A 22407-nucleotide genomic window follows, 5' to 3' on the forward strand; every position below is an offset into this window, starting at 1 on the left:
AAGAGGCGGTGAATGCCCGCCACGCCGACGTCGTAAATCCGCTCCACTTCCGCTCCCAGACACTCGGCGGTGAAGGCGGCTTCCTCCGCCACCGGAATGTCGGAGGTGCCGGCGGAAAGGACACCGATTTGGCCCAGATGAGCCCCCCCATGCCCGGTCGGTAAAAAGAGCGCCCGGGCGGCCGAATTGTATATGGTTTTAGGAAAGGTTTTTCTCAATTTGGCGCCGATCGTCCCTTCAAGACGCGTGACCAGAATGCCGGAGCCCTCCGCCGCCAGCGCGGTGATGATTTTTTTCAACTGCGGAAACGTTTTGCCCGCCGCAAAGACCACTTCGGGAAATCCTTTGCGCAGGCGGCGGTGGTGGTCCAGCTTGGCGAAACCCAAATCCTCAAACGGTAAGTGCTTCAGCCGGGCGTAGGCGTCCGGCAAAGAAAGATTCCCGGCGGAAAGTTCGGACAAAGTTTTTTCCAAAGCGGGCCAATCCGCCCCGCTTTTTCGGTGATTGGATTTTTTCACGCTGCGTCCGAAACGCACCGGCCCGATTCCAAATAGGGGAGCAGGGCTTCGCGCAGTTGGGCAAGCGTTTCGAGCGTATTGATTTTCTGGCGCAGCTCGGAGGCCTTCGGAAATCCCTTGATGTACCAAGCGATATGCTTGCGCATTTCCTTCATTCCGAAATGCTCCCCAATCCGGGCGCAAAGCTTTTCGGCATGCTCCAGACAAACCATCGCTTTTTCCGGCACGGAGGCCTCCGGAATTTTTTGGCCGGTTTCGAGGTAGTGATGAATCCGCCCCATGATCCAAGGGTTGCCCAAAGCGGCACGGGCTATCATGACGGCGTCGCAGCCGGTCTCTTCCAGCATCCGCTTCGCATCCTCCGGCGAGGTGATGTCGCCGTTCCCCACCACCGGGATTTCGACGGCCTGCTTCACCCGGGCAATCACCCCCCAGTCCGCCTTCCCCTCGAAGAACTGCTGGCGGGTGCGGGGATGGATGGTCAAGGCAACAGCCCCCAGATCCTCGGCGATTTTAGCCGCCTCGGGGGCGTTAATGGAATTGTGATCCCAGCCGGAGCGGATTTTAACCGTCACCGGAACGGCGGACCCCTTGATTACGGACTTGATTATCTGGGCGAACAGTTTCAAATCCCTAAGGAGCGACGAGCCGCCGTTTTTTTTGGTCACCTTATGCACGGGGCAGCCGAAGTTGATGTCGATCAAATCCGGTTTTAGGGCCGAGGCCCGGCGGGCCGCCTCCCCCATCACATACGGGTCGCAGCCGAAAAGCTGGAAGCCGACGGGGCGCTCGGACTCGTGAAATTCCATGTACCGCTCGGTCTTGGCGTTGCCGCGGGAAATCCCGTCGGCTGAAATCATTTCGGAATAAACCATGGAGGCCCCCAGCTGTTTGGCCAGCATCCGGAAGGTGATGTCCGTAATGCCGGCCATCGGCGAAAGGAAGGTTTTCCCCTCTATGCTCAAGTTCCCCACCTTCATACCGACAAATATAAAGGAGTTTGCGGCGCCCGACAAGACGGGCCGTTTCGGGCCTTCGGACTCGAGGGGCGCCGGGGGTAGTTCCGATTTCGGTCGGAAGGGGAAAGGAGAAAACCGGATATGCCGGAAATCATCGTAAAATACGAGGACAAGGTCATCGAGCGGGTGGTGACCGAGAAAAAAAGGATCACCATCGGGCGGACCTCCGACAACGACATCGTGCTCGACAACCGGGGGGTCTCCCGCCGGCACGCCCAGATTGAGTTCAACGGACCAAACGCCATCATCATCGACAACGACAGTTTGAACGGCACCTTCGTCAACAACCGCAAGGTGACCGAGGAGCTGTTGAAGGACAACGACGTCATCACCATCGGCAAGTACGCGTTGGTCTTCCACAACATTTCCGACAAATCCACCCGCCCGGAGCATCTGGACGGCACGATGGTTTTGAAGACCAAGCGCCACAAGGAACTGGTGGAACGGGACGCCCGGGAGCGGGCCTTGGTGGAAAAGTTCGGCGGTCCGATTTTGAAGGGGGAGCTCAACACGGAGACCAAGGAGTTCAAGCTGGAGCGTGACGTGGTCACGGTGGGGAAATCCAAATTTGTGAACGTAAAGGCCAAGGGATTTTTCCTTTCCGGCATCCAGGCCAAGCTGGTGCAGGAAGACGGGCGCTGGGTTTTGGTAAACGTGGGGCGTGCCGGCCGGGTGAAGGTGAACGGCGAGGCGGTAGACCGCTACGTTTTGCGCAACGACGACATCATCCAAGTCGGCAAGTCGATTTTCCGGTTTATCGAGGGCCAGAGCCGGTGAGGTTCGCTTTCTTTTCCGACGTCCACGCCAACTGGGAGGCGTTGACGGCGGTTTTGGAGGATTTTGCGCGCCAGAACGTGGAGCGCTCCTTTTTTTTGGGGGACGCCGTGGGGTACGGGGCGGACCCGAATCCCTGCATCAAGGCGATCTGCGAGGCGACCAAGGTCCGGCTTTTGGGAAACCACGACTACGCCGCCCTGGGGCAGATTGAAACCGCACAATTCAACCAGTATGCCCGGCTCTCCATCGAATGGACCAAGGAGGTGCTCACCGCCGAGTCCATTCAGCTCCTTTCCGGCTTTGTCGTGCAGGAGGAACTGGATGATTTTCATCTCGTGCACGCCACCCCCAAAACCCCCCTCGAATGGGAGTATTTGCTGGACTTGGACGACGCCGAGGAGAATTTCAATTACTTTTCCAAACAGGTTTGTTTGATCGGGCATTCCCACAAACCCTTGATCGTCCGCAAGCACAAAGAGGAGCATGCCGCGCTGTTTCCGGAGACCGCCGTCGTTCTGGAGCCGGACTGGCGCTACATCATCAACATCGGCTCGGTGGGGCAGCCGCGGGACGGTAACCCGAAGGCCTGTTATTTGCTCTGCGACACGGAGAGCCGGGAGGCCCGGCTCGTGCGGGTGGCCTACGACGTGGCCGCCGCCCAAAAGAAGATGAAAGCTTTGAATTTGCCGGAGTATCTGATTGAACGGATTTCGGCGGGGCGCTGATGTTTAAAAAATTTCAGGGGTTCATTCTTTACATTTTAATCACCCTCTTCGTTCTGGCTCTCTATTTGGACCGCCAGCCGGCCGTGGAAAAGATGGATTTGAAGCTGGCCGACCAGATGTTCCGGCTGCGGGGAGCCGAGCCGGTCGGGACCGAGGTGGCCATTGTGCAGATCGATATGCAGGTTTCCAATTTTCTGGGACGCTATCCTTGGAGCCGAGAACGCTGGGCCGGGGTTTTGAACGCCCTCTCTTTGTACCGCCCTAAAGTGATTGCCTTGGAACTGGCCCCCGGGCTCGTGGACCGTTCCGACACCTCCATTTTGGGCACCTATCTTTTGGCCGATGTTTTGGAGCGGGGGAAAAACATCATCGTCCCCTTTAGTTTCGTTCCTTCCGAGCAGACTCCCTCCACCCTTTCGGCGCCAAACTATTTTTCCGCCGAGGCCTTTCCCGCTGCCGACTTAGAGTTGAAATCCCTTCCCCTTACCGCCGCCGGAGGGGTGAACTATCCCGACCGCGCCTTCGCCGAAAAGGGGGCCGGGCTGGGGCACAACACCCAGTTGCCGGACGGGGACGGTACTTTGCGCTGGCATCCCTTGGTCGTCAATTTCGAGGGGTTGTACTATCCCTCCCTCGCCTTGACCACCGCCCGGCTTTATTTGGGGCTTTCCAAAACCCAGTGCGCCGTTTTGCCAAATGGAGGGGTCAAACTGGGAAACACCGTGATACCGACCGACCGGCAGGGGCGGCTTTTCATCAACTACGCCGGGCCGGCGGGGAGCTTTAAAACCTACAATCTTTCCGACGTTTTGCAGGGGCAAATCGACCCCAACGCCCTGAAGGGGAAGGCCGTGATTCTGGCCAAATCGCCGCTCGGTTTGGCGGGAACGTTTAAAACGCCGGTGGAGCCGGCCCTTTCCACCGCCGAGCTTTGCGCCAATCTGGTGGAAAGCATCCTCCAGCGCCGGTTCGTGAAAACGCTGACCATCAGCAAATTTCTGGACATTTCGTTTTTGATTTTAATCGGCGTTTTAGCGGCCTTTCTTCTGCCGCAGGTCACGCTCACCTACCGGCTGATCATCCTGGGGATTTTCCTGGTGGCGCTCACCAACCTTTCCTTCGTTTTGTTCAACGCCTTCGGGATTTTGACCAAGCCGTTTTACGCCATTTTGGAGCTGGTTTTCTTTCTGGCCGCAAGCCCGGTTTTGAAAGCCAAGCGGACCGAGGTGGAGGTTTTGGACGAGTACTCCTACGACTACGCCCAGCCGGAATCGGTCGCCCCGCGGAAGGCGGCCGACCGCCCCCCCATGGATGAAGGAGAAGGGGAGGAGCTGACCGGAGAGGTCTCATCCGCCGAAGTGACGGCCGAAACGCCGGAGGCCAATCGCTCGGAATACGTCCGCACGGAGGGGATGCCGGAGCCGGAGATTATTGCCGGGGAGGAAACGCTGTACGAGCAGACCTCGCTCCAGCCGAAAAAACCGGGTTCCGCCCACCAGCCGCTGGACCGCCCCAAAACCCTGGGGCGCTACGAAATCCAGGAAGTGCTGGGAAAAGGGGCGATGGGGACCGTTTACAAGGGGCTGGATCCGGCCATCGACCGGCTGGTGGCCCTGAAGACCATCCGGCTCGATTCCGTGGCGGAGGAGAGCGAAATACAGGAACTGAAGGAGCGGATGGTGCGGGAGGCCAAAGCCGCCGGCAAGCTTTCCCATCCGAACATCGTCACCATTTACGACGTGGGGCACGAGGGGGATTTGCAGTACATCGCCATGGAGTATCTCGAAGGGTACACGCTGGAGGAAATCATCAAGCGGCAGGTGGTGCTGAATTACAAAATCGTGGCCAAGCTGATTGTGCAGGTGTGCGACGCTCTGGATTACGCCCACGACCGGGGAATCGTCCACCGGGACATCAAGCCGGCCAACATCATGGTGATGAACAATTTTCAGGTGAAGGTTATGGATTTCGGCATCGCCCGGCTGGAGACCTCCGCCTCGATGACCCAGACGGGCATCGCGATGGGCACTCCCAACTATATCTCCCCTGAGCAGCTGCAGGGAAAGCCGGTGGACCGCCGGTCCGACATCTTCGCTTTGGGGGTGGTGATGTACGAATTTTTGACCCAGGAAAAGCCGTTCCGCGGGGAGAACTTGAGCCAGCTCATTTACAACATCATCAACCACAACCCCCCCTCCCCGGTGGAAAAAAACGAAAGCATCCCGATGATTTTGAACCGGGTCACCATGCGGGCCATTGCCAAAGACCCCCAGGAGCGCTACCAAAGGGCCGGCGAACTGGCCGCCGAATTGAAAGAGTTTTTGGCCTCCTTCATTCTCTCCGCCCCAAAACCCCGCCAGCCGGCCGGGCAGCAGACCCAGGCGTAGCTCATTTCTTTTTTGACGCCGCCCCAACTTTTCCGCCGTCCAGGGCTTGACTCGGCGGCTTCTGCCTTTGGAAAGCGGCTTTCCCAAACCGGCGCGAGCCCCTCCTTTTATTTTTTTCCGCTTGACTATCAATTTCCGGCTTTGTATCGTATTAATAGTTGAAGGCCGGTCCCCAACCGGCTGGGACGAACAACCGCTCTTTTGAAAAAAAGAGTAACGCCCAGAAGGGCGAGGAGGTGAGACGAAAAAACCGTAAACCTTAGCTCGAGGCCGAGTATCTCACTATCCAGTGTTTCGGTTGTTAGTCGCCTCTTTTTTTTCTTCAGTCCGCCGCGAGCGGGCTTTTTTATTGCCGGTTTTGAGACCGCCGGATTCGGCTTTTGTTTCAGGAGAAGCTACAGCCGCCTTTCCCAAATCCGGTATTTTTTGTAGAGCTTGGAGCCCCAAACCTCCATAATCCGGTTCATCAAATAGTTGTCCTCCAAAATCCAGGACATCTCGGAGGTGAGGTAGCCCTTTTTCATCCCGGTAAAATAGGACTCGGTGGAAAGGACGTTGTCAATCCCCCGCTTGCGGTACTCCGGCAAAATTCCCAAGGTAATCGTGCGCGCCCCGTTTATCGTTTTTTTCACTTTCAGATGCCACAAAAGCTTGAAGAAGCCGAAGGGAAAAAGCCGCCCGTTCAGCTTGATTAAAACCTGGTTGATATCCGGCAAGGAAAGGCAGAAGCCGACCGGTTTCCCCTCCACTTCGGCGATCAAGGCAATATCGGGATCGACGAAGGACTTCATCTCCTTGGCCGCGTGCTCGAACTCCGCATCGGTCATCGGCACGAACCCCCAATTCTTCTCCCAGGCCTGGTTGTAGATTTCCTTCAGGATTTTCACCTCGGAAGCGAAATTTTTCAGCGAGAGGGGACGAATGTGCACCCGCTCCTTTTCCTTCACTTTCTGGGCCAGCCGGGTCATCCGCTCCGGCGGGCGGTTCTCCTCGTCGGTCAAATAGGCGAACAAATCCTTGGCTTTTTGGAAACCGAGCTTTTCAAAAAGCTCGTTGTAGTAGGGGGGGTTGTAGGGCATCTGCACGACCGGCGGCGAGTCAAACCCCTCCAATAGGAATCCCCACTCGTCGTTGGAGGAGAAATTGGCCGGCCCCCGCAGAAACTCCATTTTCTCCTCCCGGGCGGCCTCTTCCACTTTCTCCATCAAGGCAGCGGCGAAGTTTACGTCGTTTTCGCACTCGAAAAAGCCGAAGAAATAAACCTTTTCCCCGTGGAAGCCGTTGTGGGCCTCGTTCAGAATGCCGGCCACCCGGCCTACGGGACGGCCGCCATCATACGCCATAAAGTAGCGCACCCGGGCATGCTGGAAAAAGGGGTTTTTGGCCGGATTGAAAAACGATTTCCGCTCGGACAAAAGGGGCGGCACCCAGCAGGGGTCCCCCTTATAAAATTGGTACGGAAATTTTATGAAAAGGGAAAGCCTGCCCGGTGGAATCTCCCGGACTTCGAGCATCAAATAATCCCGAAGGCCTTCCCCAGTTTCTTGAAGGTCTCCAGGACGAAATCCAACTGGTCGTCCGTGTGCGTGGCGGTGTAGCTGGTGCGGATCAAGGCCTTCCCCGGGGGGGTGGCCGGGGAGATGATGGCGTTGGCGAAAATCCCCTCGTCCAGAAGCGCCCGCCAGAACTTGAAGGCGTCCAGGTCTTCGCCGATGAAAACCGGCACGATGGGGGTTTCGGTGGCACCGATGTCGAACCCCAAAAGCTTGAACTCCTTGTGCATCCGGCGGGTGATTTCCCACAAACGCTCCCGGCGCTCCGGCTCGGACTCGATGATGTCCAAGGCGGCAATCACCGCGGCGACTGCGGAGGGGGGCATGGAGGCGGAAAAAATCAGCTCCCGGGAGAAATGCTTGATGTATTCAATCACCCCCCGCTCTCCCGCGATGAACCCTCCCAGGGAGGCGAACGACTTGGAGAAGGTCCCCATGATTAGATCCACCTCCTCCTCCAGCCCGAAGTGCTCGGCCGTTCCCCGCCCCTGCTTCCCCAAAACCCCCACGGCATGGGCGTCGTCCACGAGCAAACGGGCCTTGTGCTTTTTGGCCAGCTTCACCGCCTCCGGCAGACGGACAATATCCCCCTCCATCGAGAAAACGCCGTCCGTCACCACCAGCTTTCCCGCCCCGTGATCCAGCTTGGACAAAATCCGGCACAAGTCCTCCATGTCGTTGTGCAGGTATTTGATGGTCTTGCCGAAGGAGAGCCGGCAGCCGTCCACGATGGAGGCGTGGTCGGCCCGGTCGACGATTATGAAATCCCCCTTGCCGACCAAGGCGGAGATGGTCCCCAAATTGGTCTGGAAACCGGTGGAAAAGGCGAGCGCGGCCTCCTTGTTCACGAACTTCGCCAGCCGCCGCTCCAGCTCGATGTGCAAATCGAGCGTCCCGTTCAAAAAGCGGCTCCCCGTGCATCCGGAGCCGTACTTCAAGGCCGCCTGGGCGGCGGCCTCTTTGACTTTGGGATGGGAAACCAGCCCCAGATAGTTGTTTGAGCCGATCATCAAAAGTTTTTTGCCGTCCATCACCACCTCGGTCCCCAAGGCGGAGGAAATGGGGTGGAAATAGGGATAGAGCCCGGCTTTTTGGGCCTCCTCGGCGCGGGTATCCTTGTAACATTTGTCAAAAAGATCCATATCGAATCGCTTTTTTCCCTCGCTGCCGTTAACGAAAAAGTTTATCTTAACGGCTGGCCGAATATATGTCAAGCCAATCGAAGCGGCAATGAAAAAAGCCCTCGTCCCCGGCAAAACGGGTTTTTTTTTCAGTGTTGCGCCGGGAGTTGTTCCGGACGCTCATGTCGGGAGTGACTCCCGACCCAACTCGGGTGCGCTTTTATGAAAAAAGCGCTGGTCACCGGCGGCAACGGTTTTTTGGGCTCCCACCTGGCCGAGTTTCTTTTGAAAAAGGGGTACGAGGTCTCCGTTTTGGTGCGGCCGGGAAGCAAACGGGACAACCTGGACTATTTTACCGGCTACAAAATTCTCGAAGGGAATCTGGAGGACCCCGTCCGTCTGCGGAAGTTGGTCGAGGGGCAGGATTTGGTCTTCCACGCCGCCGGTTTGATTCGGGCCCGGAGCCGCGAGGAGTTTTTGGAAGCGAACCATCTTGGCACAAAAAAATTGCTGGAGGCGGTCGCCGCCGCCAACCCCAAACTTTCCCGCTTTGTGTACGTTTCCTCAATGGCCGCCGCCGGGCCTTCTTTGGACGGGCGTCCGAAAAAGGAAAGCGACGCCTGCAATCCCATCACCCCCTACGGGGAGTCGAAATGGGAGGGGGAGATTGAAACGTTGAAGCACGCCGAAAAATTTCCGGTGACGGTGGTTCGCCCCCCCGCCATCTACGGCCCGCGCGACCGCGGCATGTTCACTTACTTCCGGCTGGCGGCGCGCGGCTTTTATCCCTTGGTTGGCAAGGGGGACAGCTTCGTTTCCATCGTCTCCGTTTTCGATTTGGTGGAAGGGATTATCGCCGCGGCGGAAGAGCCGAAGGCCTCCGGGGAGGTTTTCTTTCTGGCGGAAAATAAAATCTACTCCTGGCGGGAGGCGGGGCAGATCATCGCTTTTGCCTGCGGCAAGGCGGGGCGGCCTTTGCGGATTCCAAAATGGTTTCTCCTCGCCGCCGGGGAAACCAACCAGTTTGTCGCCGGGCTTTTCGGCCGGGCTGCGCTCATTTCCCGCTGGAAGGCCTTGGATTTGTCGCAAAAATTCTGGACCTGCGACGTTTCCAAGGCGGAAAAAACCTTCGGCTACCAGACCCGCTACCCCCTCCCCGACGGCGCGCAGGTCACCTACGACTGGTACAAAAAGATGGAGTGGCTGTAAAATCTGTCTTTCTGGCCGTTGTTGAGCTACTGTATTTTGTCGGACTTCTGAAGATTGTGGCGGGCGCAAAGGAGTTTCACGTTGGCTGCCGTAATGCTTGTGCCCCCTTTTGAATACGGCAAGTCATGGTCAAAATGCAGTTCATCACCTGCGCCACAGATAACGCACTTTCCGCCGTCCCGCTTCCACACTTCTTTTTTGATTTCTGAGGGAATCAGTCTTGAACGCGGTGTTAAAGAGTTGTTTTGACTGGTCTTGGGCTGCGGCGATTCGGAGAGCGTTAGAATGAATCGGAAGGTTTTGCGTCTGCCGTCTTCCACGATTCTGTAATCCACCAAATCAAAAATTCCCTTGAGCGACCATACCCCCGAAAGTATTTTTTCATACACCTTGACACGTTCCGGTTTTTGCGTTCCGCTTTTGTAACCTTCCACGCTTCTTACAAAAAAACCGTTCTGCGTTAACTGGCCGGAAGGATATTGAAGCGGTTGGTCGAGACGCTTTGGATTTTTGATCCCCTTCACTTTTGGGGTGTCATGGCCTTCGTATTCAATCGCTACCCCATTCTTAAGGATTTTGTCCCGATAGGGCGCATTTTTTCTTTGGGACATCAAAATTACCGAATAGTTTGGATTAAGTCTAAAGTTCATTCCCCGCTGGAGAGTTTGAACATTCTCCTTGTCGCACATTTCCCGATAGCTCAGAATTTCATCAATCATTACTAAGTGTAATCTATTTCAAACGGCCGACTTGCAGGCAGAAAAGCGCACCCCAGAAAGACTTTTTGGGGTTGATGTCTCCAAGTCCGTAGAGACCAAAGCCTACATTCGCGTGGCGGAAAGGGGTCACAAAAAGCTGGGTTTCGAGGGGTATGCCAACGGTTGTGAAACTCTTTTCCCCTCCGCGCCGTCCGCCAGCCAGGCCGATTCCGGCCGAAGCCGACGCAAAAGTTGTCCTGCTTTTTGTGATTACGCCGTAAAGTGCGCCCGCGTCCCACGCCCGGTCCGGATTGCCGCATCCACCAAAAAGGCAGATTTGGAATTCTTCGAAGTAAGCGGTGCGCAGCGAAAAAAGCCCGGGGTTGTGTTTGTAGGACAGGCCGAGTCCGATACCGGGAAGTCCCGGCTCCACGCCGGATGAAAACCCGGCCCCAATGTTTAACCACCACAACTTGCGCGGGGTGCCCAAGTCCTGTGCATGCAGGGTCGCCGCACTCACAATTCCCGCCAAAACAAAACCTGCAACGAGTCGGGCAGCCTTCACCGGTTCATTTCACCTTTTCTCTGCAATACCCATACAACGCATCATACACAATAAACTCTTTTTCCAAAATCTCATGGTCGTTTTTCAGGCCCAAGGTGCGGAACCCTTCGGCGATGGCTTTCAGCCCCGGGGCCTCCGGGCGGCCGTACAGGTCGGACTGCAGGTCCGCCCCGTGGACGATTTGGGCCAGCATTTCAACCGCCGGGTCGTGAATGTGGTACTTGGCCAAAATCGCCTCAAAACTGCATTTGCCGTCGTGATGCCCCAACTCCACGCCGGGGGCATCGAAGGGAATCGCCCCCTCCTTTTCGGTCATTTCCTGCACTTTTTCCGCCGGCACGAACAAAAACTCCGCCTTCGGGTCCACGAATTTGCATATCAGCCACGGACAGGCCACCCGGTCCACTTTCACTTTTTCACGGGTTATCCATTTCATTCTGCCTCCTTTTTCCGCTTGCACCCAATTTAAGCAATTGTCGAATTTACAACAACTTTGCCACCAAAATTGTGGCGGTTTTAAATCAAAAATGCCTGAAACAAAATTGTTTCACGCGAAACAATTTGGATAAGTGCTGGTTTTTCAGCGGCTTGTTTGAGAGCAAAAAGGGTTTTTTACCGCTCGATTAAAACCGCCCGGGCGGGGGCGCCGTCGCCGTCCTTGATTTTCAACGGCAGGCAAAAAAGCTCGTATTTCCCGGGCTTAACGTAGGAAAGATTAACCCCCTCCAAAATCACGGTGCCGGCCTTGAGCAGGGCGAGATGGCTTTGCAGTGTTTTGGCGTCGAACTTTTCAATCGAGAGATAATCGATGCCGACCAGCTTCAGTTTGCGGGTGGCCAGATATTCGGCGGCGGCCGTGGTCAAATAGGTGTAGTTGCGGGAAAACTCCTTCCGTTCCCATAAAAAGGAGTTCTTGGTCTTGAAAATCACCCGTTCGGCGGTGAATTTGTGCCTTTGCAAAACGGGCAGGGTGATTTCATCCTCGATGCCGATATCCACCACCTCGCATTCCCCGATTAAGGTATCCAGCGGGATTTCGTTTGCCTTGGTTCCGTCCGCCAGCAAATGATAGGGGGGGTCGATATGGGTGCCGGCGTGCGTGGATAAACAGAGCCGGGAGGTGTTCGGGTCTCCGGCCGGGCCCACCTGCGTCAACGGCACAATCTCCACCGGCGGGTCGCCGGGATAAACCACCAGTTCCGGGGAAATCCGCACGGAAATGTCGTGAATTTTCATATCCCTATCTAAGTGTTCGGCAAAAACGGCCCGGCATAAACGGGGGGAAAATAGGGATTTTCGAGTGAAAAGGGAAGAATCCGGCTCCGTGCAATAAATTGCGTCTTTTTCGACTCGGCCGGAAATGTTATCTTCCCGGCCGAACGGCGATGTCAAGAACGGAACAAAAATTCACGCTTCCGGCCATCTGGGCCCCCTGGCGGGAGGGGTTTATTTTTGGGGAAAAGGAGAGGGGTTGCATCTTTTGCCGCCGCTTGAAGCGAAAGAAGGATAAGGCGGACTTTATTCTTTTTCGGGGCGAGCGGAGTTTTATCATTATGAACCTGTACCCCTACACCAGCGGGCATTTGATGATTGTCCCCAACCGGCATATCGCCGAGCTTTCTGATTTGGCGGAAGAGGAGTCGGCGGAGATGATGGAGCTGGCGGCGAAATCGATCGGCGCGATGAAAAAAACGATGCGGCCGGAGGGGTTCAATCTCGGAATGAATTTGGGGCGGGCCGCCGGCGCCGGGGTGGCCGGGCATCTGCATTTGCACGTGGTTCCCCGCTGGCCGGGGGACGCCAACTTTATGCCGGTGGTCGGAAAAACAAAAGTTTTCTCGGTGGGGTTGCAAAAAATTTATGATTTATTATATCCCCATATGCGGGGCCAACGAAAATGAGCAAAATCCCAACCAAAACGCAACTGGTGGAGCTGCAGAAAAAGCACAAAACCTACGAGCGGATCGGCGAGGCGCTCGGCGGAGTTCCCCCCTATCTGGTTTCCTACTGGATGCGCAAGAAGGATGTGCCCAAGGTCTCCGAGCCAAAATTTTCCCGTTATCAAATCCAGTCCGCCTGGGAGGAGACCGGCTCGGACGTACAGGCCGGGCTGCTTTTGGGGATTTCCAAAGCCGCCTTTTACCGCTGGCGGAGGGTGTACGGGCTGGTTGAAAAACCAAAGGTTTTGAAGCTGCATCAACTGGATTTGGGAATCGGGCTGCCGCGCCGCGAGGCCTACAAAAAGGCCACCGTTTTGGAGCAGGTTTTGTCGGAAAAACTGCCGGGAAAAGAAATACAGGTGGGGGAACAACTGGAGGTGATGCCCGACCGGGGGGCGGTCTGGCTGGCGCCAGAGGAGTTGCCGGACTGGCCGGAACTGGAACGCCCCTATCCGGTGAATCTGTTTGAGTTTTTCAACCCGCTCGTCCGTTCCGGCTCCGGCACCATCCGAGGGGAGGAAAAAATCGAAGGGCGGGTTTTTTCCGCCGGGGACGGCGTTTTTCATCAACTGCTTTTTGAACAGCGGCTTCCCCGACCGTTTGAATTGGTGGGATCCGCCGGGCACCATCTTTCCGCTCTTTCCGGCTTTGGCGCGGTCGTTTTTCCCACCGAGCGGGAGCGGTTGGCGGAAGGACATCCGATTGCTTTGACCGTGCCGAAGGTGTACCAGATTGTCCTCACCGGCAAGCTTCCCCAGGGAGTGACGGCAGCCGACGTGGTTCTTAATTTACAGGGGAAAATTTCCCCTTCCTGGGACTGGAACGGCTTGGTGGAGATTTTGGGGGAGGGAGTCGATATGCTATCGGCGGAAGAGCGCTTCAATTTAGCCAATCTAGCAAGCGAGCTTCACTTTCAATCAGTCACCGTCGCCGCGCAGAAGCCCCCCGCACCCGAGCCGCGGCTGGGGGATTGGAAGGTGCCACAACTATCGCTCGATTTATCCACGGTCGAGCCGCAAGTCCGCCATTACCCGGAGGGGCTGGTCGGCGAACCGGTTTCCGGTTTTTCGGACCGGAACGTGGAGCGGGTCTTTATCGGCGGCTGCCAGAGCGGAAATCTGGAGGATTTAGAAACCATCGCCCGGCTTCTGGAAAACCGGGTGGTGGCGGAGGGGGTGGAACTTTCCATCTTTCCTGCCTCGCGAACCGTTTACCGCAAGGCGGCGCGCAAAGGGGTTATGGATACGCTGGTTGGGGCGGGGGCCTATGTTTTCCCGCCGGGGAGCAATCCGGTTTCCTGGACGGGGAAGATTTTTTCCACCACGGATCGGGCCTGCCTGGAGCATTTGAACCCGCGCAACGTCTGGACCGGCTCGTATTTGACCGGTCTGGCCTCCGCTTTGACGGGAAAGCTTACTGATCCGAGAAGTTTGTTTCGATAATACTACGGAATGTGTTGGCGGCACATTGGCTTCTGTAATCCGCCTATTCGTCGAATCTTAAATTAATTTCCTGATTTTTAGAAGAGCCGTTCCCGTTTGGCGATGTAGCCGAAAAGGGCGCGGTCAAACGGCATCGACGTGTCCAAGAGCTGGTAGTCGATTAAATTTTTGCGGCATTCGGACAAATAATGGCGGGAAAACTCCTCCACCGCCTTTTGATACTCCCGGCGTACCTGCCAGGGGAGGGTGTTGATTTTTTCGCCGGTTTCCAAATCCTCGAAAATCGCCTCCTTGTGAAAGGCAAAAGTGCGCTCCATCGGATCCAGAATATGAAAAACGATCACCTCGTGCCCCTTGTGGCGGAAATGCTTCAAACCAAAAAGCACCTCCTCCGGATTATCCAGCAAATCGGACAACAGGATCACCAGCCCTTTCCGTTTAATCCGCTCGGCCATTTGATGCAGCGTGGGGGCCGTTTTTGTCTTGGACGAGGGTTGGGTATGCTCGAGGGTGGTCAAAAGTGGGCCCAAGTGCACCCGTTTGGAACTCGGAGGCAGGTAGCCTTTAATGGCCTGGTCGTAGGTCACCAGTCCCACGGCATCCTTTTGGCGGATTAAAAGGTAAGCCAGCGCGGCGGCCAGATAGGAGGCATATTCAAACTTCGAGATTTTTTGCGAACTGTAGCCCATTGAAGCGGAGCAGTCCAAAAGCAGATAGGCCTTTAAGTTGGTTTCCTCCTCGAATTCCTTGACGAAGTAGCGATCCCGCTTGGCAAAAATCTTCCAGTCCAGATTTTTAACCGAGTCGCCGGTCATATAGGGGCGGTGCTCGGCGAACTCCACCGAAAAGCCGTGGTAGGGGCTTTTGTGCAGGCCGGTGATGAACCCTTCCACAATCAAGCGGGCCTTGAACTCCAGCCCCTTGATTTTGGAGATCGCTTCCGGGAAAAGGAATTTTTTGGAGGTCTCCGGCATTAAAAAATGCTCACTTTGTCATGCCGAGCACAGCGAGACATCCGGGAGGAGTGGGGTGTTTCCCCACCCATCCCAGATTCCTCGCCCCGAAAGTCGGGGCTCGGAATGACAAGGGCGGCTTTTGCATTGATGTTGCGGAGGACACAAGTATTATTCCTTTACGTCCTGCAAAAGTCGGGAGATGATTTCGGTGGTGCCGACGCCGTCCGCTTCGGCATTGAAAGAGGCGACGATGCGGTGGCGCAAAACCGGGTGGGCGCAGAAGCGGACGTCTTCGATAGACGGCGAAAAACGGCCGGAAAGAATCGCCTTTACCTTAGCCCCCAAAATCATATACTGCGAGGCGCGCGGGCCGGCCCCCCAAGAGACCCAGTTTTTAATGTATTCGTGGGTGCCGTTTTCCAATGGGCGTGTGGCCCTTGCCAATCGTACCGCATATTGAATGATGGAATCGGCCACCGGAACTTTACGCACCAGCTTTTGCAAGGACAGAATCTCCGGCGCGGACATCACCTTGCTCAACTGGGCATCCATAGCCGAAGTGGTGGTGCGGACGATGGTTTCCTCGTCCTTGTCCGAGGGGTAGCCAATCAAAACGTTGAACATAAAGCGGTCAAGCTGCGCTTCCGGAAGGGGATAAGTGCCTTCCTGTTCAATCGGGTTTTGGGTGGCCAAAACAAAGAAAGGCAAATCGAGCGGAAAGGTCTGGCCGGCGGCGGTGACTTCGTACTCCTGCATCGCCTGCAAGAGCGCCGCCTGCGTTTTGGGGGGGGTGCGGTTGATTTCGTCCGCCAGGATGATATTGGCGAAAATCGGCCCCTTTACGAACCGGAAGGCCCGTTTGCCGGTGGTTTTATCCTCTTCCAGAATCTCCCCGCCGGTGATGTCGGAAGGCATCAAGTCCGGAGTGAACTGGATTCTGGAAAACTTCAAGTCCAAAACCTTGGCCAAAGTGGAAATCAAAAGCGTTTTGGCCAAGCCGGGAACGCCGATTAATAAACAGTGGCCGCCGGCCAAAAGGGCGATCAAAAGCTCCTCGATGACCTCCTTCTGGCCGACGATGACTTTGGAGACCTCGGCATCAATTCTCTCTTTGGCTTCTTTCAAGCGACGGGCCGCTTCGATATCGGAATGCGCAAGCTCTTTTTCAACCATTTTTCACCTTATTCGGCATGTTTTTTTCTTTAACCGGTACCCCTCTACGCTCCTATTATACGCTCGAAAAGGCGCGAAGCAAGCGGTTTTATGGCATAAACGAAAATCGGGTTTTGGTCGATAATCTTAAGGAATTATATGGTCAAAAACAGGCGTCTAAAAAGGGCGGTTTGGGGGGTGGTTTGCTTCCTCTTCCTGGTCTTTTCTCATGAAGTGCAGGCGCAGGAAAGCCCGGAGCAGGGGGCCAAGGACAGCGTCACCCAGAAGGGATTGCAGTTTTTGTGGAACACGGTGATGCGGACCGACTCCGCCAATTATTGGTTGTTTTCCGACTCGCTGAAAAGCCTCCACCGCTTTGTGGGGGTGGACGGTCCCTCCCGGTATCAGGACTGGATGCAGCCGGTGGTGCGTTTCGATTCGGCCCGGATTCTGGACGCCGTGGTCTGGACCTTGGATACGGCCAGCGTTTACATCGAAACCTTCGGCCCGCGGGCCTCGGCCTATCATCCGATTGAGATATTGAAATTCGTTTATGAATCTGGGACGTGGAAGTTTGACGGCTTTGGGATAAAAAGCGAGGATGAAAAGAAGCTGGTGGCGGCCCAGACCTGCTATTTCAACGGCGACGGTTCGGCCTACCTCTGTTCGGCCTATGAGCTGCCCCACTACCGCATCTGGAAACTGGTGATAACCAAAGACAGCGCCGACGGGGAGGTTGTTTTTTCCCGCTCCTTTTCCCCCTACGCCCCGAACGAGGAGGATTACCAGTACATCGAGGGGATGCAGTTGGAGCGTTCCGATTCGGGGCAATGTCTGGTGGTTTGGGGTTCGCGCGGGGGCGGGGTGAAGACCCGCATTATCATCCAGCGCAACGGGCAATTTGTGGAAGCGGCCAGTTTTTCTCCCCAGTTTCCGGAGTTCGCCTTGGTGGACGAAGCGGGCGGACAGGCGATAGTAGTCGCACGGGAAAAGATACGGAACGACTGGGCGGAAGCGTCGGTTGGCGAACTGCCCGTCGCTGATGTGTACGTCTGGCGGGAAGGCTCTCTCGTGCTTTTGCGTAGTGTGCCGTGGAAGGACCGGTTCAGCGCCCGGTGATTTTTGCCTTAATCGCCATTGTAGTTTTTCTCCTCGTTATCGGAGCTTTTCTTTTATTTGACAGCGAAGAAGAGCCGGGGAATTAGCGGTTCAGGCTTTCTCCAATGAACTTACCAATTCCACATGAAACGTATGAGGGTACATATCGACCGGAATCACCCGCTTGAGTCGGTAGCCCCCTTCGGCAAAAAGTTTGGCGTCGCGGGCGAAGGTGGTGGGGTTGCAGGAGACGTAGGTAATTTTTTCGGCGCCGAGCGGCAGAACGTCCCGAATCACTTTCGGGTGCAAACCGGCGCGAGGGGGATCCACGATTATCCGGTCGAACTTTCGGCTATCCAGCCGGTACTGCTTGGCAATCTTGCGGGCTTCGCCTAAAACAAAACGCACGTTTTCCACACCGTTTTCTTTTTTGTTTTTCTCGGCCATTTCAATCGCCTCCGGCACGATTTCCACTCCTTCCACTTCTTTGGCGTAGGGCGAAACGAAAATGGAAATGGTTCCCGCGCCGCAGTAGAGGTCTAAAACACTCTCCTTTCCGGAAAGCACGCACACCTCCAACGCCGTTTGGTACGGCTTTTCGGTTTGGCGGGAGTTGGTCTGCAAAAAAGTTTTGGCGGAAAGAAAAAAGTTGAATTTCCCGATTTTCTCCTTGATAAACGGTTTTCCCCACAGAACAATCTCTTCTTCGCCAGTGGCGATCTGGGCCTTGGTGGGGTTGATCAGGTGCAGAACGGACGTGATTTGCGGGAAACTTCGTACAAGCTCCTGCGCCCAAGCTTTCAGGTCAGCTTCCCCTTTGGCGGTCACGAGAGCGACCATTACCTCATCGGTGTTTTTTCCTTCGCGTATGACCAGAAAGCGCAAAAAACCTTCGTGCGTGTGCCAATTGTAGCCGGGAAGTCCGGAGCGGGTGAAAAAGTCGCGGCAGAAGGCGACAATTTGGTTGGAGAGTTCGGACTGGAGAAAGCAGGACTCCACGTTAAACATTTTTTCAAAATGACCCCGCTCGTGGAGGCCCAAAACCAGTTTTCCATTTTGGTCGGCAAAGGAAAATTCCATTTTGTTGCGGTAGAAAAACGTGTCCGGCGAGGGGATAATCGGCTCCACCGGCGGGTTGGGAAAGCCGCCCAGTTTTTGTAAGCTCTCGCGTACTAACTTTTCTTTCTCTTGTATTTGCTTTTCATAGTTGAAATCTTGATAAACACAGCCGCCACAGGTGCCGAAGTGCGAGCAGCGGGGAGGGATGCGGTCGGCAGAGGGTGTTAATACTTCCAGCAAACGGCCTTCGAGAAAACCCTTACGGCGGCGCAAAATTTCGGCCTTCACAAGTTCCCCGGGCAGACCGTAGTCCAGAAAGACCGCTCTTCCGTTGTGCCGAGCCAACGAACGGCCGGGATAGACCAGTTTTTCAATCGTCAGTTCCAAAATTTCTCCGGGCATACTTAGGGTAAAGTAGTCAACAAAGCCGGTTTTTGGTAGCCGATTGCGCTTGTGGGGGATCGGGATGCGTTATATACTCTCCCGCAATGGAGGGTAAATCGTTCCGTCCGGCCGATTTTCAGCCGGAGCTGCCCGTAGAACAAATCATTTTGCAGGAAGCCCCCTCGTCTGAAGGGGTGGAATTTGACGTGCTATTTGTCGGCTGCGGGCCGGCCTCCTTGGCGGGGGCTATAAAGCTGGCGCAGCTGGTCAAGTCCGAAAACGAGAGGACCGGCGGCGCACTTGGCAACTTCACCATCGGCATCGTGGAAAAATCGGCCGAGGTGGGGCACCACATTCTTTCCGGGGCGGTCATCAATCCCCTGCCGTTTAAGGAGCTTTTTCCCGAATTGCCGATGCATGAAATCCCCTTCGCCGGGCCGGTGCAAAGGGACAAGGTTTTGTTTTTGACCGAGAAATCGGCCGTTCGATTGCCCACCCCCCCGACGATGAAAAACCACGGCAACTATGTGGCTTCGCTTTGCGAGGTGGTGCGCTGGCTGGCCCAGCAGGCGCAGAATATGGGGGTGGAGATTTTCACCGGCTTTCCGGTGAGAACGCTTTTGGCCAAGGACAGCGCCGTCATCGGGGTGCGCACGGCCGATTCGGGACGGAACCGGGACGGCTCGGAACTCCCCAACTTCCAGCCCGGAACGGACATCGCCGCCAAAATCGTCGTTTTGGGAGAAGGGACGCGCGGCTATTTGACCCAGGCCTATCTAAAATGGCAGAATATCTCTTCGCCGAACCCCCAGATTTATGCTTTGGGAGTCAAGGAAGTGTGGCAGTTGAAAAAGCCCTTGGACACCGTGGTGCATACAATGGGCTGGCCTTTGGATACAAAAACTTTCGGCGGGAGTTTTTTCTATCCTCTGCAGGAAAATCAGGTTGCCATTGGGCTGGTGGTCGGGCTGGATTATCCGAATGCCGCAACCAACGTCCATCAGCTTTTGCAGGAAATGAAGCTGCATCCCTTCTTCCGCCCCTACTTTGAAGGGGGAGAGCTGTTAGAATGGGGGGCCAAAACGATTCCGGAGGGGGGATATTGGTCGCTTCCTGTCCGCCTTTCCGGCGCTGGAGTCGTATTGACCGGTGATACCGCCGGGTTTGTGGAGGTTGCCTCGCTCAAAGGGGTTCACTATGCAATGACTTCCGGCATCCTCGCGGCCAAAACGATTTTCGAGGCGTTGAAGAAAAAAGATTTTTCGGTGGAGAGTTTGTCAAGTTACGATCGTGCGGTTAAAGAAAGCATAATCCTCAAGGATTTGCACCGAAGGCGGAATATGCGTTTGGCGTTCAAATCCGGCTTTTGGCTCGGCAGCCTCAAGGCCGGGCTTTCATACGTAACTCACGGGGCGTTTTTCGGCGGACAGATTAAAGTCGAGCCGGACAGCGAGGCGCTTCGTTATTCCGGTCAGCCGAAGCCCTTCACGCCGGATGGAAAATTGACCTTTCGCAAACTGGACGCTGTTTTCAAGTCCAAAAACGCCACCCGGGATAACATTCCCTCCCATCTTTTGGCGGCCAAGGATGTTAACCCTGTTGTCGGCGAGTTTTACGCCCAGCTCTGCCCGGCGGGCGTCTATGAGGTTGTTGATGGCAAGCTGCACATCAACCCGCCCAACTGCATCGACTGCAAGGCGACCGACGTTCTGGCCCCCCGCTGGACCCCGCGCGAAGGGGGAAGCGGGCCGAAGTACGCAAAGATGTAGTTTTCGAAGCGAAACTCCGGTGGGCCCCTGCGGTATAAACAGTGAGAGGCCCGGAGGGAGAAGGGAAAGACGTGAAGCACCCGGTTTCTGATTCTCAACAAGATTGGCAAAAGCCTCTCGCCTTATTTTTTGGCCTTTGTCTTCTTTCTGGCTGCGGTAAACCGTATGTGGTGGAGGATTTTGAGTCCACTTACAAACCGCGTGCCAGCTTGGTGGCGATTGCCCCGTTATCCAACCTTTCCACCGAGCCGGAAGGGGAGCGGGCGGATGAAGTGCTTCGGGAGGAGATTTATTCCGAGATGGCCCGTCACCAAGATGAATTCACCGTGGAAATTCAGGACATCGCCGAAACGGACAAGATTTTAGCCCGGCACAACCTAAGTGCCGAGGAGGCCGCCCGGCTGCCGGGCGCTGATTTGTGCCGGCTTTTGGGGGTGGATGCAGTGGTGAAGGGGAGTTTGCTCAAGTACGTAAACCGGAGCATGCTGGAGCAGGCGGCGGAAAAGGCGGTTTTCGACACGGTCACGACGGCAGGCAGCGAAATCAAGGCCAAGCTCTCCATTTACGATGCGCAGGAAGGGAAGTTGGTTTGGCAAGAGGATTTTGAACAAAAGGGGGACAAAGCCGGCTCCGTGGACGTATTGCGCGAGAATGTGGCCTGGTCATTTTCGCGGAGCTTTCCTTACCGCAAGAAAAAAATAGGCATTTTCCGGGAAGTCACCGGATTTTAACCTTAATTAGTCCCCGTTGGGGAGATTCATGCCTTCGCCCTGCTTCAAAAGCAGCAAAATCTCTTTCTGCACCGGCTGGGTGGTTACTTCCGCCCGGCCGGAGTGGATGAACATGTCAATTTCAGAACGAAAGCCGTATTTCCCCTCGAAGTAAATCCCCGGTTCGATGGAAAAGCAGACCCCCGGCACCAGCTCCCGGCGGTCATGGGTTTCAAAATTATCGATGTTCACTCCGTTGCCGTGCACCTCAACGCCGATGGAATGCCCCGTGCGGTGGGTGAAATTGGAGCCAAAGCCCGCTTTTTCGATTACTCCGCGGGCCACGTCATCCACTTCATAGCCGAAGGTTTTTTGGCCTTTGGCCATCCGTTCCGTCACGAATTGAATGGCTTTGTCCCGCGCTTCGACTTCCACCGCCCAGATTTTGGCAATCTCTTCCGGCAGTTTGTCTCCGACGTAGCCCATCCAGGTCATATCACCGTAAATTGCGCCGGCGGTGTCCTTTTTGGCCCACATATCGATTAGAACCAAATCCCCTTTCTTAATCGGGGAAAAAACTTCCGCCGTCGGCAGATAATGTGGGTTGGCGGCGTTGGCATTCACCGCCACTATCGGCGGGGAGTCGGCGGTCATCCCGTATTCGGAATAGTAGTTCCAGATGAACTGCTGGACTTCGTACTCATCGGTCGACTGGCCGGCTTTGATTTTTGCGGCAATCTGGGCAAACGCCTTGTCCTTGATCTCATTCAGGGATTTTACCGCATACAGGTGGGTTTGGTATTCCGCCGGGGTCAAAACGGCTTGAAAGGCTTGCACCAAATCGGCGGACGAGACCACTTCGACCCCCAAAGAACGCACCAGTTCGACGGTGCCCGCATCCACACGGGAGACGTAAGGGATGGCATTCTTGGGAGAATATTCCATCGCCACTTTATTGACGCCAGCAAGCATTCTGGCCAGCTTGGCCTCCAGTTCCTTCCAGGCGGAAAAAAGCTCCCGCTTCCCCGGAATGCCGTCGAAGTTGTGGTATTCGATACGATGGTACAATCCCTGCGGTTCCCCCTTCTTGGGAATGAAGTAAAACCAGCGGCGGGTCTGCTGGCCGCGGATGCCCATAAACTCGGCGGCCATCGGGTTGGAGCGGCGGAAATCGTAGAGCAGCCAGCCATCCAGGTTGTTTTCCCGCAGATATTTTTGCGCCGCTCTTATTTTCTCTTCCATCGGTGCTCCCTTGACGTTCGGCTGCGATTGGGAAACGGAACCAAAACTGAAAACCAAAAACGAAAGACCGAGAACCATACGCC

The 22407-nt window shown here is 55.6% G+C and carries 21 protein-coding genes; 9 read left to right on the forward strand and 12 right to left on the reverse strand.

The features are described from left to right. Both VNL73_04600 and dusB read right to left on the reverse strand, forming a co-directional pair. On the reverse strand, positions 1–518 hold a 518-nt coding region (locus VNL73_04600), incomplete at its 3' end, for a 1-(5-phosphoribosyl)-5-amino-4-imidazole-carboxylate carboxylase (GenBank protein HXF48687.1). Next, positions 515–1498 carry a tRNA dihydrouridine synthase DusB gene (dusB, locus tag VNL73_04605; GenBank protein ID HXF48688.1) on the reverse strand — a complete coding sequence of 328 codons (984 nt, stop codon included), beginning with the start codon at positions 1496–1498 and terminating at the stop codon, positions 515–517. The genes VNL73_04600 and dusB, both read right to left, overlap by 4 nt. Before the next feature lie 120 nt (positions 1499–1618). Between dusB and VNL73_04610 the strand changes: the two genes are divergently transcribed. From VNL73_04610 to VNL73_04620, 3 genes are read left to right on the forward strand one after another with little or no spacing between them, the layout of a single operon-like run. Further along, positions 1619–2314, forward strand: a complete 696-nt coding sequence (locus tag VNL73_04610) for an FHA domain-containing protein (protein HXF48689.1) — start codon at positions 1619–1621, stop codon at positions 2312–2314. Beyond that, complete coding sequence (locus VNL73_04615) at positions 2311–3039, forward strand: metallophosphoesterase family protein (GenBank protein ID HXF48690.1); 729 nt, start codon at positions 2311–2313, stop codon at positions 3037–3039. The genes VNL73_04610 and VNL73_04615 overlap by 4 nt, the downstream gene beginning before the upstream one ends. Next, complete coding sequence (locus VNL73_04620) at positions 3039–5426, forward strand: serine/threonine-protein kinase (GenBank protein ID HXF48691.1); 2388 nt, start codon at positions 3039–3041, stop codon at positions 5424–5426. Before VNL73_04615 ends, VNL73_04620 begins: the two co-directional genes overlap by 1 nt. Positions 5427–5821: 395 nt before the next feature. On the opposite strand, the gene VNL73_04625 is transcribed toward VNL73_04620, so the two are convergent. Further along, entirely contained in the window at positions 5822–6940 is a 1119-nt protein-coding gene (locus VNL73_04625) for an N-acetyltransferase (GenBank protein ID HXF48692.1), read from the reverse strand. Then, positions 6940–8121 (reverse strand): aminotransferase class I/II-fold pyridoxal phosphate-dependent enzyme, encoded by a 1182-nt coding sequence (locus VNL73_04630; GenBank protein HXF48693.1) that lies wholly within the window; start codon positions 8119–8121, stop codon positions 6940–6942. The genes VNL73_04625 and VNL73_04630 overlap by 1 nt, the downstream gene beginning before the upstream one ends. Positions 8122–8322: 201 nt before the next feature. On the opposite strand from VNL73_04630, the gene VNL73_04635 reads away from it, so the two are divergent. Beyond that, positions 8323–9309, forward strand: coding sequence for an NAD-dependent epimerase/dehydratase family protein (locus VNL73_04635; protein ID HXF48694.1), 987 nt, complete (start codon positions 8323–8325; stop codon positions 9307–9309). Positions 9310–9335: 26 nt separating this feature from the next. On the opposite strand, the gene VNL73_04640 is transcribed toward VNL73_04635, so the two are convergent. From VNL73_04640 to VNL73_04655, 4 genes are all read right to left on the reverse strand, one after another. Continuing rightward, a complete protein-coding gene (locus VNL73_04640) occupies positions 9336–10028 on the reverse strand; it encodes an HNH endonuclease (GenBank protein ID HXF48695.1) in 693 nt (230 codons plus the stop codon). A 13-nt stretch (positions 10029–10041) separates the two neighbouring features. Further along, positions 10042–10527, reverse strand: a complete 486-nt coding sequence (locus VNL73_04645; GenBank protein ID HXF48696.1) for a hypothetical protein — start codon at positions 10525–10527, stop codon at positions 10042–10044. Positions 10528–10576: 49 nt separating this feature from the next. Further along, positions 10577–11008: a chromate resistance protein ChrB domain-containing protein gene (locus tag VNL73_04650; GenBank protein HXF48697.1), complete on the reverse strand. Its 432-nt coding sequence runs from the start codon at positions 11006–11008 to the stop codon at positions 10577–10579. A gap of 176 nt (positions 11009–11184) precedes the next feature. Continuing rightward, positions 11185–11808, reverse strand: a complete 624-nt coding sequence (locus tag VNL73_04655) for a cyclase family protein (GenBank protein ID HXF48698.1) — start codon at positions 11806–11808, stop codon at positions 11185–11187. A gap of 149 nt (positions 11809–11957) precedes the next feature. On the opposite strand from VNL73_04655, the gene VNL73_04660 reads away from it, so the two are divergent. Both VNL73_04660 and VNL73_04665 read left to right on the forward strand, forming a co-directional pair. Continuing rightward, positions 11958–12473, forward strand: coding sequence for an HIT domain-containing protein (locus VNL73_04660; GenBank protein ID HXF48699.1), 516 nt, complete (start codon positions 11958–11960; stop codon positions 12471–12473). Further along, positions 12470–13954 carry an aconitase family protein gene (locus tag VNL73_04665; GenBank protein ID HXF48700.1) on the forward strand — a complete coding sequence of 495 codons (1485 nt, stop codon included), beginning with the start codon at positions 12470–12472 and terminating at the stop codon, positions 13952–13954. The genes VNL73_04660 and VNL73_04665 overlap by 4 nt, the downstream gene beginning before the upstream one ends. A 77-nt stretch (positions 13955–14031) precedes the next feature. Here VNL73_04665 and VNL73_04670 read toward each other — a convergent pair whose 3' ends face one another. Both VNL73_04670 and VNL73_04675 read right to left on the reverse strand, forming a co-directional pair. Further along, positions 14032–14928 carry a DUF58 domain-containing protein gene (locus tag VNL73_04670; GenBank protein HXF48701.1) on the reverse strand — a complete coding sequence of 299 codons (897 nt, stop codon included), beginning with the start codon at positions 14926–14928 and terminating at the stop codon, positions 14032–14034. A 150-nt stretch (positions 14929–15078) separates the two neighbouring features. Continuing rightward, complete coding sequence (locus VNL73_04675) at positions 15079–16083, reverse strand: MoxR family ATPase (GenBank protein ID HXF48702.1); 1005 nt, start codon at positions 16081–16083, stop codon at positions 15079–15081. A gap of 177 nt (positions 16084–16260) precedes the next feature. Between VNL73_04675 and VNL73_04680 the strand changes: the two genes are divergently transcribed. Beyond that, the gene (locus VNL73_04680) at positions 16261–17181 is read left to right on the forward strand and encodes a hypothetical protein (GenBank protein HXF48703.1); all 921 of its coding nucleotides are present in this window, start codon (positions 16261–16263) and stop codon (positions 17179–17181) included. Positions 17182–17271: 90 nt separating this feature from the next. Here the strand turns inward: VNL73_04680 and rlmD are convergent, their stop codons facing one another. Further along, complete coding sequence (rlmD, locus tag VNL73_04685; GenBank protein HXF48704.1) at positions 17272–18621, reverse strand: 23S rRNA (uracil(1939)-C(5))-methyltransferase RlmD; 1350 nt, start codon at positions 18619–18621, stop codon at positions 17272–17274. Between the two features lie 86 nt (positions 18622–18707). Here rlmD and VNL73_04690 point away from each other — a divergent pair, with 86 nt between their 5' ends. Next, positions 18708–20372: an electron-transfer flavoprotein:ubiquinone oxidoreductase gene (locus VNL73_04690; protein HXF48705.1), complete on the forward strand. Its 1665-nt coding sequence runs from the start codon at positions 18708–18710 to the stop codon at positions 20370–20372. A gap of 170 nt (positions 20373–20542) precedes the next feature. Beyond that, entirely contained in the window at positions 20543–21103 is a 561-nt protein-coding gene (locus VNL73_04695) for a hypothetical protein (GenBank protein HXF48706.1), read from the forward strand. Positions 21104–21109: 6 nt separating this feature from the next. On the opposite strand, the gene VNL73_04700 is transcribed toward VNL73_04695, so the two are convergent. Further along, a complete protein-coding gene (locus VNL73_04700; GenBank protein HXF48707.1) occupies positions 21110–22402 on the reverse strand; it encodes a Xaa-Pro peptidase family protein in 1293 nt (430 codons plus the stop codon). Positions 22403–22407 lie beyond the last annotated feature (5 nt).

The sequence above is a fragment of the Verrucomicrobiia bacterium genome, from assembly GCA_035574275.1.
Lineage (GTDB): Bacteria > Zixibacteria > MSB-5A5 > DSPP01 > DSPP01 > DSPP01.

Excerpts from the sequence above, each read along its gene's own strand:
- dusB (HXF48688.1), bottom strand. The coding sequence starts at position 1,498 with ATGAAGGTGGGGAACTTGAGCATAGAGGGGAAAACCTTCCTTTCGCCG.
- VNL73_04610 (HXF48689.1), top strand. The coding sequence starts at position 1,619 with ATGCCGGAAATCATCGTAAAATACGAGGACAAGGTCATCGAGCGGGTG.
- VNL73_04620 (HXF48691.1), top strand. The coding sequence starts at position 3,039 with ATGTTTAAAAAATTTCAGGGGTTCATTCTTTACATTTTAATCACCCTC.
- VNL73_04625 (HXF48692.1), bottom strand. The coding sequence starts at position 6,940 with ATGCTCGAAGTCCGGGAGATTCCACCGGGCAGGCTTTCCCTTTTCATA.
- VNL73_04630 (HXF48693.1), bottom strand. The coding sequence starts at position 8,121 with ATGGATCTTTTTGACAAATGTTACAAGGATACCCGCGCCGAGGAGGCC.
- VNL73_04635 (HXF48694.1), top strand. The coding sequence starts at position 8,323 with ATGAAAAAAGCGCTGGTCACCGGCGGCAACGGTTTTTTGGGCTCCCAC.
- VNL73_04640 (HXF48695.1), bottom strand. The coding sequence starts at position 10,028 with ATGATTGATGAAATTCTGAGCTATCGGGAAATGTGCGACAAGGAGAAT.
- VNL73_04650 (HXF48697.1), bottom strand. The coding sequence starts at position 11,008 with ATGAAATGGATAACCCGTGAAAAAGTGAAAGTGGACCGGGTGGCCTGT.
- VNL73_04655 (HXF48698.1), bottom strand. The coding sequence starts at position 11,808 with ATGAAAATTCACGACATTTCCGTGCGGATTTCCCCGGAACTGGTGGTT.
- VNL73_04660 (HXF48699.1), top strand. The coding sequence starts at position 11,958 with ATGTCAAGAACGGAACAAAAATTCACGCTTCCGGCCATCTGGGCCCCC.
- VNL73_04665 (HXF48700.1), top strand. The coding sequence starts at position 12,470 with ATGAGCAAAATCCCAACCAAAACGCAACTGGTGGAGCTGCAGAAAAAG.
- VNL73_04670 (HXF48701.1), bottom strand. The coding sequence starts at position 14,928 with ATGCCGGAGACCTCCAAAAAATTCCTTTTCCCGGAAGCGATCTCCAAA.
- VNL73_04675 (HXF48702.1), bottom strand. The coding sequence starts at position 16,083 with ATGGTTGAAAAAGAGCTTGCGCATTCCGATATCGAAGCGGCCCGTCGC.
- rlmD (HXF48704.1), bottom strand. The coding sequence starts at position 18,621 with ATGCCCGGAGAAATTTTGGAACTGACGATTGAAAAACTGGTCTATCCC.
- VNL73_04690 (HXF48705.1), top strand. The coding sequence starts at position 18,708 with ATGGAGGGTAAATCGTTCCGTCCGGCCGATTTTCAGCCGGAGCTGCCC.
- VNL73_04700 (HXF48707.1), bottom strand. The coding sequence starts at position 22,402 with ATGGTTCTCGGTCTTTCGTTTTTGGTTTTCAGTTTTGGTTCCGTTTCC.